Raw genomic sequence first — 13,236 nt, forward strand, 5'->3', positions numbered from 1 at the left:
CCGCCTTCCATGACGGCCACGCAGGAATTGGTGGTGCCCAGGTCGATTCCGATGATTTTTCCCATGATGTTGTTAGCCTCTTCTCAAAAATTGGTGGGGAATGCGTTAGTTGTCTCTTAAAGTCGGGGTGATTTTTACGGATTCAAGAGGGGGATCCGGGTTTTCCTTTCGAAACCGTGACCAGGGCCGGACGCAGAACCCGTTCATGCAGGATGAAGCCTTTTTGCATGACGCTGATGACGTTCTGGGCCGGGATCTCATCGTGCTCCAGAGAAGCGATGGCCTGATGGCGGTTGGGGTCGAAACGTTGTCCTTCGGGGTGAATGGCCTGAATGTGAAACTTGTCGAAGACGCTGGTCAATTGACGGGCAGTGAGTTCCACGCCGTTGCGGTAACTGTCGAGAGACGCTTCCTTGACCTGTTGGGCAGCTTCCAGGCTGTCCATGACAGCCAGCAATTCTCCGGCAAAACTTTCCAGGGCAAACTTGCGGGCCTGGGACAGCTCGGTGGCGGTGCGCTTGCGCAGGTTCTCCATATCGGCGCGCAGACGCAGGCACTCGTCCTCCTTGGCGCGCAAGGCCTCCGTCGCTTGGGCCAGAGCGGCTTGCCAGTCTTCAGGGGGGGAGAGGGGGGGCAGTGCACTGTCTGCACTGGCGGGGGATGGATTTTCCGGGTTGGAAGTGGAAGGATCGATAGGTTCAGTGGTGGACATGCCGGACTCCCAGGGCTGAGTTGTGGATCACTGGCGGTACATGGGGCCAGGGAGGCGGATTTCAAGGGGTCACTGTGAAGCGCCCCATTCCTGTGCCCGATTTTTTTGCGCGGCCCGTTCCTCTGCCGTCGGCAGCGGGGTAGGCAGCCAGCCACCCAGATTGTCCAGAGCGATGCGCGTCAGGCTGTCCAGCCAGGCCGGATCATCGTTGAGTGCGGGAATGTAATGATAGACCTCACCGCCGTGCTTCAGGAAGGCGGCTTTTACTTCCATGCCGATTTCCTCCAGGGTCTCCAGGCAGTCGGCAGGGAAGCCGGGGCACAGAATCTGGACATGACGCACGCCCGCCTGGGCCAGTTGCTCCACCAGCGGGGCGGTATAAGGCTTGACCCATTCCGTGCGGCCGAAGAGGGACTGGAAGGCAATGCGATACTGAGAGGGTTCAAGGCCCAGAGCTTGCGCCAGCAGGCGTCCGGTCTTGAGACATTCACAATGGTAGGGATCGCCCTTGTGGAGCGTGAACTGCGGCACTCCATGAAAACTCATCACCAGCACCTCCGGGCGGCCCTGGGCGGCCCAGAATCTTTCGACCTGCCCCTTGAGGGCGCTGATGTAACCCGGATCGTCGTGGTAATGATGCACCGTGCGCACGGCGGGTGCGTGGCGCCAGTTCCTGAGGGCGGAAAACAGGGCGTCCTGGCTGGATGCCGTGGTACTGGCGGCATACTGGGGATAAAGGGGAAGCAACAGGATCCGGTCACACCCGGCATTTTTGAGTTCGGTCACCCCCTGGGCCAGGGAAGGCTGCCCATACCGCATGGCGTAACGTACCAGCGGTGGGTTGTCGGGAAAAGCGGCCTCGAGCCGGGTACTCAAGCCCGCTGCCTGGGCCGCCGTATGAAGCCGCAACGGCGAACCTTCCGGCTGCCAGATACAGGCATATTTTTTTGCGGACTGGGCGGGACGGGTACGCAGGATGATGCCATGCAGAATCGGCCACCAGAGGAGACGGGGAATTTCCACCACGCGTGGGTCGCCCAGAAATTCGGCAAGATAGCGGCGCAGCGCCGGTGCATCGGGCGCATCGGGCGTGCCCAGATTGACCAGCAGGAGACCGACCCGGGCCGTGGATTGTCCATGCGTGAAGGGAGGCTCGGGCAGATAAGGAGGCATACGGATCCTTCAGTGCTGTGAAAGAGCGCTGGAGAGCAGGCGCGCAGTGATGTCGACGATGGGGATGACGCGCTCGTAGGCCATGCGGGTGGGACCCACTACCCCCAGGGTCCCCACTACCTGTCCATCCACTTCGTAGGGGGCCGTGACCAGACTGAACTCGTCGAGGGGGGAGTGCTCCGATTCTCCCCCAATGAAAATTCTGACGCCCTCACTGTTCTGGCTGGCATCGAGCAGTTGCAACAGACTGGTTTTCTGCTCGAAGAGGTCGAAGAGGCGACGCAGGCTGCTCAGGTTGCTGGCCATGTCGTTGCGGCCGATGAGACGGGTTTCGCCGCGCAGGACATAATCGTCGGGGCCAGGCTTGAGGATCTCTTCCCCAAAGGCCAGGGCCCGGCTGGTGAGCGTGCGGATGTCGGCACGCAGTCCGTTGAGTTCGCGGTGCAGCGTGTCCACCACCCGGTCGAAGTCCTGACCGCTGCCCTGTTCATTGAGGTATTGGGCGGCCTTGGCCAACTGTTCCGGGGAGTAGTTCTGGTCTGTGACCAGGATGCGGTTCTGGACATCTCCTTCCAGGGTGACCAGGACGAGGAGCAGGCGGTTTTCCGAGAGACGCAGGAATTCTACACGCTGGAAGCCCGTGAGACGGCGTTTGGGAGTGCGTACGATGCCGGCAAAGGTGGTGAGTTCGGCGAGCATCTGGGACGCGGCGGTCACCAGTTGATGCGGGTCGGCCGGGCGCAGTTGCAGTTGGGACAGGGTCGTGATTTCCAGAGGCCTGATGGTCAGCAGGCTGTCCACGAAGAAACGGTAACCACGCGGAGTCGGAATGCGCCCGGCCGAGGTATGGGGGCTGGTGATAAAACCCAGTTCTTCCAGATCGGCCATGACATTGCGGATGGTGGCGGCGGAGAGGTCCATGCCCGCAAGGCGCGACAGGGCCCGCGAACCGACAGGTTGACCCTCGTCGATGTACTTTTCCACCAGGGCTTTGAGCAGAGCCCGCGCACGATCGTTTAACATACCCGCCATTTTAACTGAAATATGTTCTAATTCCCTTTTCGCACCAGACTGGCCACACATTCAGGAAGTTCCATGACCCAACCAGGATTCTCTCGTATCGGTATCGTGGGCAAGGCCGATCCCCAGGGTTTGCACGCGCCTCTGGTCCGTCTCTTGTCGCTCCTCGCTACACGGAACTGCACCACGGTTCTGGATCCCTGCTCCGCCTCGGCCTGCGGGCAAACGGGAGTCCCCCTGAACGAGTTGGCCGCCCAGGTGGATTTGTGTGTGGTGCTGGGTGGGGACGGAACCCTGCTGAATGCCACCCGCGTACTGGCGCCCCATGCCGTCCCCCTGATCGGCATCAATCTGGGGCGGTTGGGTTTTTTGACGGATATTCCGGCAAAGGATCTGGAAGATCGTCTGGGTCAGGTGCTGGACGGGCATTACGCACTGGAGGATCGTACGCTGCTGGCGGCTCGTCTGACCCGATCCGACGGAGTGGAGGTGAGCGAGGCCATGGCCCTCAACGATGTGGTGGTGGCCAAGGGGGCGCGGGGCAGCATGATCGAGGTGGAGGTTTTCGTGGATGGAAACTTTGTCTACAACCTGCGCGCCGATGGATTGATCCTGGCTACCCCCACGGGGTCTACGGCCTATGCGCTGTCCAGTGGCGGCCCCATCGTCCACCCCGGCTTGAAGGCTCTGGTGCTGACCCCCATCTGTCCCCACACCCTGAGCAATCGTCCGGTGGTATTGCAGCAAAATGCGCAGGTCGAGATGATCCTGCACAAGGGAACGGGGGTTTTTGCCAGTTTCGACGTGCAGGACCAGGTTCTCCTCGATCCCGGAGACCGGTTGAACGTCACCTGTGCCCAGCAGTCCGTGCATCTGATTCATCCCCCGGGGTATGACTATTTCGCCATGCTGCGCGAGAAATTGCGCTGGGGCACGCGTTTTTAGGGGAGGAGGCATGCTGGTCGCACTGCGCATTCGCGATTTTGTCCTGGTGGATCAATTGACCCTGGAGTTGGGACGGGGATTTACTGTTCTGACCGGAGAAACCGGTGCAGGCAAATCCATCCTGCTGGATGCCCTGGCACTGATACTGGGCGAACGAGCGGATCCGGAAGCCATTCGGCAGGGCGCGTCACGGGCCGAGTTCGAGGCTCATTTTGATGTTTCTCCCGTCTCGCCAGCGGGACAGTGGCTGGAGGAACAGGCTCTGGCCAGCGCCGAAGGCGAATGCCTGATACGACGGGTGGTGGAACGCACCGGCAAGTCCCGCGCCTTCATCAACGGCAGCGCCGTGACAGCGACCCAGTTACGTGCCCTGGGCGACCACCTCATCGACATTCATGGCCAGCATGCCCACCAGCGCCTGCTCTTGCCCGTTCACCAGCGGACCTTGCTGGATACCTTTGGGGGCCATGACGCATGTCTCCAGTCCGTACGTCAGGCCTGGCAAGCCTGGGAAAGCGTCCAGAGACGCTGTGTCGAGGCGCGTCAGGCGCTGGCGGTGGCGGCAGGGCAGCGTCAGATGCTCGAAGAGACCCTGGCGTTACTGGCCGATTTGACTCCCAATCCCGGGCATTGGGAGGGACTGCTGGTGGAGCAGGCGCGTCTTGCGCATCGTGCAGATCTGATCCAGGGGGTGGACGAGACGGTTCGGTCACTGGAGGAAGGGGAAGGCGCGGTACGACGTCAACTGTTGAAGTGCGAACAGCGACTGGCCCAACTGGCGGCCCACGATGGCGCCCTGACCCCCTGGGTTACCCTGCTCGAATCGGCGCGTATCCAGGTCGAGGAAGTGCTGGGGGAATTGCATCGCTATGCGCGCACCCGTGAAGAGAGCGAGGAGCGTCTGCCCCAGGTCGAGGAAGAGATGCAAGCTTGGCATGGGTGCGCGCGCCGTTTGAAGGTTCGACCCGAGGACTTGCCCGGACTGTACGCGGACACTCGCCAGGCCCTTGAAGCGCTCGCAACCCTGCCCTCTCTGGAGGCGCTCGAGAAGTTGGCGGATCAGGCGCGACAAGGATATGACGAAGCGGCTCGGGACTTGAGCAGGCTGCGTTGTCAGGCGGCGTTGCGCTTGGGAGAAGCGGTGAGCGCCAGCCTGGCCGACCTGGCCCTGGGTCAGGGACGCTTCGAGGTCGCCTTGAGTGAGTTGGATCGAGCGGGGCCCGAAGGGCGAGAGCGGGTCGAATTTCAACTGGCGGCCCATGCCAGTCAACCCCTGGGCCCCCTTGCCCGGATCGCATCGGGTGGAGAACTGTCGCGCCTGGGGTTGGCGCTGCAGACCCGACTGGCGCAAGGAAGCGCGGTGCCTACCCTGATTTTTGACGAGGTGGACAGCGGCATCGGGGGGGGCGTGGCGGAACGGGTCGGGCAACTACTGGCCGCGCTGGGTCGCCACCATCAGGTGCTGTGTGTGACCCATTTGCCCCAGGTAGCGGCTTGCGCCCAGCATCACCTGAAAGTCAGCAAGGCTGTGCAGGAAGGGGGAATGACCAGTTCGGTACAGATTCTGGATGAGGTGGGACGGATAGAAGAAGTGGCCCGCATGCTGGGTGGGGTGACCGTCACGGCGACCGTGCGAGAGCATGCCCGGGAACTGTTGCACCAGGAAAAAAAGCGCGCTCAGCGATAACGGGCGGGGGCTACGGCCCGGACCAGATCTTTTTCGAGGGGCAGTGGGTCGCCTTCCAGCCAGGCGCAGAGAAGGTCGGCGCCCAAAGGGGCCCAGACCAGCCCCCGGGAGCCCAGGGCAGTGAGCGCGAAGAGTCCCTCGGCACCAGGTACGGGGCCGATGATGGGGAGGCGGTCGCGGCTGACGCTGCGAAAGGCGACCCGTTCCCGTACCACCGAGTGCCCCGATCCGTCGTTCCATCCCAGTGCCGTCAGGCGTTGCAGGTTCTCCGCACGGTCGGCAGGGCGAGGGGCGGGGTCTGTGCCGAGGTCATAGGTCGCGCCCAGACAGGGACCGCCGGGGGCGTCCGGAATCACGTAGCCGGAGCCACAGAGGACAGGGGTTCCCGCGGGCACGGGAGAACGCTTGATCTGGGTGATCTGGCCTCGCAGGCGCTGACGTGGCCAGGGGGGGGCAGTGTCCAGGGGGAGGGGGTGTGCCCCACCGGCCAGGATGGCGATGGGGGCTTGCGCCAGCAGGGTCCCTGTCCGTGTGCGGGCTTCCCAACCCGCCGGACCGGGCCGGAGGGTCACGGGGTGCCCCCAATGCGTTGTGAGGTGAGGAGTTTGGGCCAGCGCCGTGCGGCAGAACTGCCCGGGGTCCAGCCAACCTGCCGTGGGGTAAAACAGGGCTCCCCAGGGGGCCGCACATCGTCCAAGACGTTCGGCTTCGACACGCGGCAACCAGCGGAGCAGTGCTTCGACGCTTCCCGGCGCTCTGCTCAGGGCACACAGATGGGCGGCTTCCGGGGCGTCCCGGGCAATGCGCAGGACGCCGTTCAGGGCATGGGGAAGGACTTCCCTCCCTCCTTTCAGGTTTGCCAACCAGTGCAGGGTGGTCAGGAAACCTGCCCGGGCCAGACGGGCAGCACGGTTGTCGTCCAGGCTTGGAAAGGGACGCAGGATGCCGGCGGGATTGCCCGAGGCTTCCTGCGCTGGCCCGCTCTGACCATCGCACAGGTCGATTTGCCAGCCCCGTGATCCCAGAGCGGCGCTCACCAGACAACCGGCCAGGCCAGCCCCAATGACCAGTGCATGGCGCCGGGGGGGAGGCCTCAGGGTGGCCTGGAGCGCGGGTTGTTCAAGACGTTGCACGATCTTGCGCCAGGTATCCTCGGGAATGCGGTTATAGCAAGCGCTGAGGCGTTCCCGCTTGGTTCCGAAGCCGGGTGCCCGGGTCGTGTGAAAGCCCTGGCGTTCGAGAGTTCGGCGTATGTGTCCGGCTACGCACCAGGAGGCCAGAGTGGCCCCATGCCGGCACAGACGAGCGATCTGGCGCAGGACGGGCTCGCTCCAGGGTACCGGGTTGGTGCGGGGCGAAAACCCATCCAGGTACACGGCATCGGCAGCCAGGGTGAGTTGGGGCAGAAGATCGGCCATGTCACCCAGCACCAGATGAAGGATGACCCTGCCTTCATCGAAATGGAGGCGGTGTATCCCAGGGGTGAGGGGGGGCCAGGCACCAAGCAGGAGTTTGCTTTCCTGCGCCAGTTCGGGGTAAGCCGAGAGTGCCCTGCTCAGGTCCGCGTCGCTGAACGGGGCCTGTTCGAGGGAGACGAAATGCAAGCGTGGGGCGGTGCTGCCCAGACGGCGCCATTCGTGCCAGGTGGTCAGAAAATTGAGGCCGAGCCCGAAGCCGGTTTCCAATATCTGGAAAGACTCCCGCCCCTGCCAGCGTTCCGGTAACCCGTTCCCGGTCATGAAGACCGCGCGGCACTGGGCCATGGCGCCTGCCTGAGAATGGTACACATCCGCGTAGGTTTCGGAATAGGGAACCCCGTCCCGCAAAATCAGGGGAGCGGGCAGCAAGGGCATGCGGGCCAATGGCCCGGTCCCGCTTTGGGGGGGCGAGTCGATGAGAGGGGCGTCCCGGTAGTTTAGAGAATCTTGTTGATCAGGTCTTCACCCAATCCGATGCCTGCCCCCATTTCCATGGCGCGCCCAAAGCCCGAGTTGAGGAAACCACCCAGAACACCGAACAATCCGCCCTGTTGGGGGGCGTTCATGCCGGGCTGGGCATAGACGCCGGAAGGGTAACTGCCGGGGGCCAGGGTCGGCATCACCTGCTGGGCCTGATTTTGCCAGAGGGCATGGATGGCCTGCAGGGTATTGCCCATCTGTTGCTGCTGCCCCTGGACGGCGAGGGCGATCTCGCGCAGGTCGAGGAGCCATTCCCGGGCTTCCGGATGTCCGTCCTGGGCCGCACTTTGCAGTTTGCTGGCCAGTCCCTGCAATTGTTGGGCCACTTGTTGACTTTGCACCTGCAATTGCTGGTACTGCTGATCGATGGTTTGAATGTCCATGGGTTGCTCCGCAGTGTGAAAATCCCGATTCTAGCGCAGTCCGAGAAGAGGCAGACATTTTTAGTATTCGGGCAGATCGGGAGGGCCTGCGGGACTAGACTGGAAGGGCATAGAGGACTGTGTTCTCGAACCCTTGTGGGGTGCCGTGGCGAGTCGATGGTTGATTCATCACGTCAATGAACCACCGGATGGTGTCGTGATGCGCCATCGGCGGGTCAGGGTGCCTCCGGTTTTTTTATGGAGGCCTCATCATGAACATGGCGATTCGTGTGTTGACAGGATTATTGCGAACGGGGTATCTGGGAGGACTGGCGGCAATGCGTGGATGGCATAGGGGTGAGCAGGGGGTAGCCTATCTGGCTCAACTGGCCCGTGAAAACCGGGAGCGGTGCTTCACCGGAACGGAAGAGGAGGTCACCGATCCTCCGCTCGCCTTGCCGGCACCACCCCCTGAAGGAATGGGCGCGGTGGGTGTGCATTTGGGACAACCGCTCATTCGTTATGGCGACGGGTACAGCGTGGTATGTCGGTGCTACCCGGAAACGGGGCGGGTAGTCCGTTCCCTGTGGCTGGATTACACCAAGTTGCGGCGACGTTACGGGATTCAGGTGGAACGACGCTTGCGTTTGCGTGCCGGCGCTGCAGTGGTACAAATGCAATCCCTGCCTCATCAGGGGAACTTGCCGACCCGGCCCTGGGGAAGAATCGACCTGGGAGAGGTGACCCTGGCTTTTTCTTCCCTGCAGGACCAGGGATTGTTGCGACTGCTCGACCAGACAGTGGGGGAAGCACAGGCCCTGGTGGATGCGGAAGTCCCGGACGGGTTGCTGCAAAAGCGGCCGTGGCAGATGCTGCCTGAGGTGGCCGTGCAGGATCCGCCCCTGAGTGAGGTGCAAAAACGTCGGCGGGTGGTGGAAATGACCTTGGCGGATGTGCGCGCGGCCGATGCCCAGCGCAAGAAACCGCTGGCCCGTACGGAAAAGGTCTATCCCAATCTGGTCAAGGCGCCGGAGGTGCGGAAGTTCAGGGGGATATTGAAACGTACCGGGTTCGTGGAACGCACGGATCCCTCGGGACGCAAATCCCGTGTCTTTTTTGCGGAGGTGCAGGATGACGTGCAAATCGTGCGTCATACCGGGACCGACCTGCAACGTGCCCTGATGCGTGAAGAGATCTGTGAGGGAGATACGGTGGAGATTTTTGCCATCGGACTGGTTCCCATGGGTGGGGGCAAGTGCAAGAAAAAGATCTGGAGTGCACGCAAGGTCGTCTGAACACGAACCTGCTTTCTGGAAGGCAGGTAGGATCGCTGGGACCTTCTTGAGGAAGGTCCTTTTTTTGTTCTGTTATGATGAGCCCCCGTAGGCGAGACAAAACTTGGGGAGATCAATGAAAGTCGGGTTTCTGCTGTTGGTACTGATCCTGGAACCCTGGCGCCCTCAGGCCTGGGGAACCGCAGGGGTGAACCTGCTGACCCGCTGGCGCCTCTTTCTGTCGGCACGCATGCCCAAGGCTGGAGCGGTGCGCTGGCTGGGGGTCGTGGGCCTCCCCGTTTTGTTGGTGGCGGCGGGACAAACCGGATTGGGGTGGCTTCATCTGGGCGCGGTAGTGCCTCTGGTGGTGCTGGGGCTGGGAATCGATCTGCGCGGACCCCTGGCTCACCTGCGCCAATGGGGAGAGCAGTTGCCCGCCCATTCCGAGCCGAATCCATCCGTCCGTGCGGCGCTCGATGAAGGCATCCTGAGCAGTTATCAGCGTTTTTTTGCTCCCCTGTTCTGGTTTTTTTTATTGCCCGGCGGATGGGGCCCCGTGCTGTATTGCGGGACGGTCCTGCTGACCGAGGCGGAACCAGATGGACTCTTTTACCGGCGCATGCAGGCGGGACTGGACTGGATCCCGGCCCGTCTGCTCGCGCTGACCTTTGCGTTGGTCGGTGACTTCGAAGAGGCACTTTATGCCTGGCGTGATCCGGAGAGCCTGCCTTTGTCCAGCCATGAACTGTTGCTGGTGGTGCTGCATGGGGCTCTGGGGTTGGGGCAGACGAACGGAGGAAACGGGCCGCTCGAGGCTCTCGAAGCGGATCAGTTGACCAGTGCAGAAGGATTAATTTGGCGAGCCGTCGTCCTCTGGGTCGTGGGCGCGGGGTTGGCGACGGCGCTGTTGGGCGGGCATTGAGGGACGGAGTGCATTTTCCTGCTGGAGCGTCAGCAGGGTGGCAAGGCGCAGTGCACGCAGGGGATGACCGGCAACGTAGTCCCGCAGGGCACAGTCCGGCTCCAGACGATGACGGCAGTCGGGGAAGCGGCAGTGGCCTTGCAGGGGGGAAAATTCCGGAAAAAAGGCCACCAGATCCGCGGGGTCGAGATAGGTCAGGCCAAAGGATTGGACACCGGGGCTGTCGATCAGCCAGCCCCCCTCGGGCAGGGGGTAGGCGCGGGTAGCGGTGGTGGTGTGTCGGCCCGAATCCAGCGCCAGGGAGATGAGTTGGGTGGCGGCCTTGGCCTCGGGAACGAGGGCGTTGAGCAGAGTCGATTTGCCCATGCCCGATTGTCCCACCAGCAGCGTGTGGCGTCCGGCCACAGTGGGGCGCAGTTGGTCCACCGTGGTCCGGGCGGAAATTTCCAGCAGGGGATAGCCGAGGGATGCAAAATGGGACAAGGTGGCACGCCAAGCCGCCGTGGCCGGACCCAGGTCGGTTTTATTGAGAAGCAGGCAGACATCGACCCGATTGGCTTCGGCGGCCACCAGACACCGGGAGATCAGGTCCGGGTACGGAGTGGGTTCACCTGCAGAGACGATGAGCACCTGATCCACGTTGGCGGCCAAAAATTTTTCTCGTTTGCCATCTGCCCGCCAGAACAGGGTAGTGCGCGTTTCGATTCCTTCGATCACCCCCTGGGTGACGCTGGTAGGAGTGAAGCGGACCCGGTCGGCGCAAGCGACATCCTGCTGCTTGCCGCGTCGGACACAACTCCATGCCTGCGCCTGGTCGTCCACCACTTCGTAATGGTGACCGAAGACTCCGCGTACCCATCCCGGAAGGGAAGGGGTACTCACGGGAAGAGTGTCCGGTGTATCATGCAACGGGCGTCACGGTCGGGAGGCAAGTGGGGCATCGATCAACTCAAAAGGAAGGATTATGGCACAGGATAAAAACCACCTGGTCTGGGTGGACATGGAAATGACCGGGTTGGACCCGATGCGCGACCGCGTCATCGAGGTGGCGCTGGTGGTCACCAACAATGCGCTGGAGGTAGTGGCGGAAGGGCCGGTCCTGGTGATCCACCAACCCGATGAGGTACTGGATGCCATGGATGACTGGAACAAGGGAACCCACCAACGTTCTGGCCTCATCGATCGCATTCGTGCCTCGACCCTGACCGAGGCGGAAGCCGAGGAACAACTGGTCGAATTTCTGAAGGCCCACGTGCCCGCTGGCGAATCGCCCATGTGCGGCAATTCGGTGTGTCAGGACCGCCGCTTCATGGCCAATTACCTGCCTCGCCTGGAACAGTATTTTCATTATCGCAACCTGGATGTGAGTACCCTCAAGGAATTGTCCAAACGCTGGAAATCGGCGGTCTACAGCGCTTTCAAGAAATCCGGCAAACACGAGGCGCTGGCGGATATTCTCGAATCCATCGACGAGTTACGCCATTACCGGACGCATTTCATCCGCCTGGATTGATGCCCCGGCAGGGAACAGACTCAACGGGTTACCCGGTCCAGGTAGCCCAGAAATGTGTCTTCGGGAACATAGCCGGCCAGGCGCTGGTTTTTCAGTTCCCGCCCGCTGGGATCGAAAAAGAGTGTGCCGGGTGGGCCAAAGAGCCCAAAATGCGCCAGCAGGGCCCGATCTTCGGCGCTGTTATGGGTGACGTCCACGCGCACCAGGGTGAAAGGCTGTAGGGCGGCCTGGACCTTGGGGCGGGACAGAACGGTGCGATCCCATTCGACGCAGGAAGTGCACCAGTCGGCGTAGAAGTCCACCATGACGGGGCGGTGCTGACCGGATGCCCGAAGCAACTGCTGGTTCAGTTGGGTCACCGTGGTGACGGGAATGAAGTTCAGGTTTGTGGTGGCCGGACTGGTCCGGATTAGGGGCAGGATCGTGAACAGGGCAACTCCCAGCAGGACGACTCCGAAGGTGCGCTTGACCCAGTTCATCCACTGGCCGGCCCGGGGCAGCAAGGCGCCCGCCGAGGTGCCGATGAGCAGGAGCGGGGTACCCATGCCCAACGCCAGGGTGAAGAGTGCCAGTCCGCCCATCACCACGTCGCGGGTTTCGGCGATATAGACCAGCCCGCCCGCCAGTGGCGCGGCCACGCAAGGTCCCATCACCAACGCGGAGAGCGAACCCATGAAGCCCACTCCCCAGTAGTGCCCCCCCGGTAGGCGTCCGGAGGCGCCGTTGAGTTGGTTTTGCAGGGGGAGCGGTAACTGGAATTGATACACGTCAAACATGGACAGGGCCAGCAGAACGAAGAGCAGGGCGGTAGCGATCTGGACCGGCGGGGTCTGCAGGGCATTGGACAGAAGGGTGCCGGTCAGTCCGGCCAACACGCCCACTCCGGCATAGGTCAGGGCCATGCCCAACACATAGGTGAGGGAAAGGGTAAAGGCACGGGTCTTGGTGACCGATGCGCCTTGACCGGCAATGATGCCGGAAAGAATCGGAATCATGGGGAATACGCAGGGGGTCAGGGCAAGGAGCAACCCGAAGCCAAAAAAACTGGCCAGTACCCAGAGGGGATGAGCGCCCTTCAGATAGCTGGCAAAGTCCTCAGGGCGTCCGGAGTCGGCGGAAGGCGGCGTGGAAGAGATTTCCGAGCCTGAGGAAAGCGCACTGTAGTGGGTTCCGCTGCGCTGAAAATCCTGGGTGGTGGGCGGGTAGCAGATGCCGTGATCGGCACAACCCTGGAAACTGATCGAAAAACGGGAGGCGGGCTGACCACCGGGCAAGGCCACGGCGACCTGGAAGGGATGACGGTAAATCCAGACCTGGCCAAAACTGGGGTCCTGTTTGGCTTCCGCAACCGGAAAACGCAAGGGAACCTCCTGAGGTACGCCGGGCAAACGGAGATGGATACGGTCACGGTAGAGGTAATAACCGGGGGCCGGTGTGAAGGAAAGGATCAGGCTGCCTGGGTTGGCGCCATTATCCGCCGAGATCCTGAAGGCCTGGTCGGGCATCAGAAAGGTATGCGGTTCGGGCGGTGCGCCCAGCACGGCAGGGAGGGGGTGCGGTGTTTCGGGAATGCCTTCCAGGGCAAATGCCGGGGACAGTCGACCCAGGGCGCAGACCAAGAGAAAAGTCCGGATCCAGGTGTTTCGCCGTAAAAGAATGTTCATGAGCCT

13 protein-coding genes are annotated in these 13,236 nt (G+C 62.3%); 5 read left to right on the forward strand and 8 right to left on the reverse strand.

All coding sequences use genetic code 11. The annotated features are described in order from the left end of the window. The 4 genes from M6F29_RS12250 to hrcA all read right to left on the reverse strand — a co-directional run. A partial coding sequence (locus tag M6F29_RS12250; RefSeq protein ID WP_164160517.1) for an Hsp70 family protein occupies positions 1–65 on the reverse strand: 65 nt, incomplete at its 3' end. Positions 66–142: 77 nt separating this feature from the next. Next, on the reverse strand, positions 143–712 hold the full coding sequence (gene grpE / locus M6F29_RS04395; RefSeq protein ID WP_298157688.1) for a nucleotide exchange factor GrpE: 570 nt from the start codon (positions 710–712) through the stop codon (positions 143–145). A 69-nt stretch (positions 713–781) separates the two neighbouring features. Further along, the gene (gene hemH, locus M6F29_RS04400; RefSeq protein ID WP_298157689.1) at positions 782–1,885 is read right to left on the reverse strand and encodes a ferrochelatase; all 1,104 of its coding nucleotides are present in this window, start codon (positions 1,883–1,885) and stop codon (positions 782–784) included. A 9-nt stretch (positions 1,886–1,894) separates the two neighbouring features. Beyond that, positions 1,895–2,908, reverse strand: coding sequence for a heat-inducible transcriptional repressor HrcA (hrcA, locus tag M6F29_RS04405; RefSeq protein ID WP_297456447.1), 1,014 nt, complete (start codon positions 2,906–2,908; stop codon positions 1,895–1,897). A 72-nt stretch (positions 2,909–2,980) separates the two neighbouring features. On the opposite strand from hrcA, the gene M6F29_RS04410 reads away from it, so the two are divergent. Together M6F29_RS04410 and recN are read left to right on the forward strand one after the other, a co-directional pair. Continuing rightward, positions 2,981–3,850 (forward strand): NAD(+) kinase, encoded by an 870-nt coding sequence (locus M6F29_RS04410; protein ID WP_297479164.1) that lies wholly within the window; start codon positions 2,981–2,983, stop codon positions 3,848–3,850. A 10-nt stretch (positions 3,851–3,860) separates the two neighbouring features. Next, the gene (gene recN / locus M6F29_RS04415) at positions 3,861–5,537 is read left to right on the forward strand and encodes a DNA repair protein RecN (RefSeq protein WP_298157691.1); all 1,677 of its coding nucleotides are present in this window, start codon (positions 3,861–3,863) and stop codon (positions 5,535–5,537) included. Here recN and mnmC read toward each other — a convergent pair. Together mnmC and M6F29_RS04425 are read right to left on the reverse strand one after the other, a co-directional pair. Then, a complete protein-coding gene (gene mnmC / locus M6F29_RS04420) occupies positions 5,528–7,390 on the reverse strand; it encodes a bifunctional tRNA (5-methylaminomethyl-2-thiouridine)(34)-methyltransferase MnmC2/FAD-dependent 5-carboxymethylaminomethyl-2-thiouridine(34) oxidoreductase MnmC1 (RefSeq protein ID WP_298157722.1) in 1,863 nt (620 codons plus the stop codon). The two genes, recN and mnmC, sit on opposite strands and share 10 nt — an antisense overlap. Before the next feature lie 62 nt (positions 7,391–7,452). Further along, positions 7,453–7,878 carry a hypothetical protein gene (locus tag M6F29_RS04425; protein WP_297456458.1) on the reverse strand — a complete coding sequence of 142 codons (426 nt, stop codon included), beginning with the start codon at positions 7,876–7,878 and terminating at the stop codon, positions 7,453–7,455. Between the two features lie 251 nt (positions 7,879–8,129). Here M6F29_RS04425 and M6F29_RS04430 point away from each other — a divergent pair, with 251 nt between their 5' ends. Together M6F29_RS04430 and ampE are read left to right on the forward strand one after the other, a co-directional pair. Continuing rightward, positions 8,130–9,152 carry a hypothetical protein gene (locus M6F29_RS04430; protein WP_298157692.1) on the forward strand — a complete coding sequence of 341 codons (1,023 nt, stop codon included), beginning with the start codon at positions 8,130–8,132 and terminating at the stop codon, positions 9,150–9,152. A 115-nt stretch (positions 9,153–9,267) separates the two neighbouring features. Further along, entirely contained in the window at positions 9,268–10,053 is a 786-nt protein-coding gene (ampE, locus tag M6F29_RS04435) for a regulatory signaling modulator protein AmpE (RefSeq protein WP_298157693.1), read from the forward strand. On the opposite strand, the gene rsgA is transcribed toward ampE, so the two are convergent. Beyond that, positions 9,982–10,935, reverse strand: coding sequence for a ribosome small subunit-dependent GTPase A (gene rsgA, locus M6F29_RS04440; RefSeq protein ID WP_298157694.1), 954 nt, complete (start codon positions 10,933–10,935; stop codon positions 9,982–9,984). The genes ampE and rsgA overlap by 72 nt on opposite strands. A gap of 82 nt (positions 10,936–11,017) precedes the next feature. Here rsgA and orn point away from each other — a divergent pair, with 82 nt between their 5' ends. Continuing rightward, positions 11,018–11,566 carry an oligoribonuclease gene (gene orn, locus M6F29_RS04445; protein WP_298157695.1) on the forward strand — a complete coding sequence of 183 codons (549 nt, stop codon included), beginning with the start codon at positions 11,018–11,020 and terminating at the stop codon, positions 11,564–11,566. A 20-nt stretch (positions 11,567–11,586) separates the two neighbouring features. Here orn and M6F29_RS04450 read toward each other — a convergent pair whose 3' ends face one another. After that, on the reverse strand, positions 11,587–13,230 hold the full coding sequence (locus tag M6F29_RS04450; RefSeq protein ID WP_298157696.1) for a protein-disulfide reductase DsbD: 1,644 nt from the start codon (positions 13,228–13,230) through the stop codon (positions 11,587–11,589). Positions 13,231–13,236 lie beyond the last annotated feature (6 nt).

Source organism: Ferrovum sp. (genome assembly GCF_027317285.1).
Lineage (GTDB): Bacteria > Pseudomonadota > Gammaproteobacteria > Burkholderiales > Ferrovaceae > Ferrovum.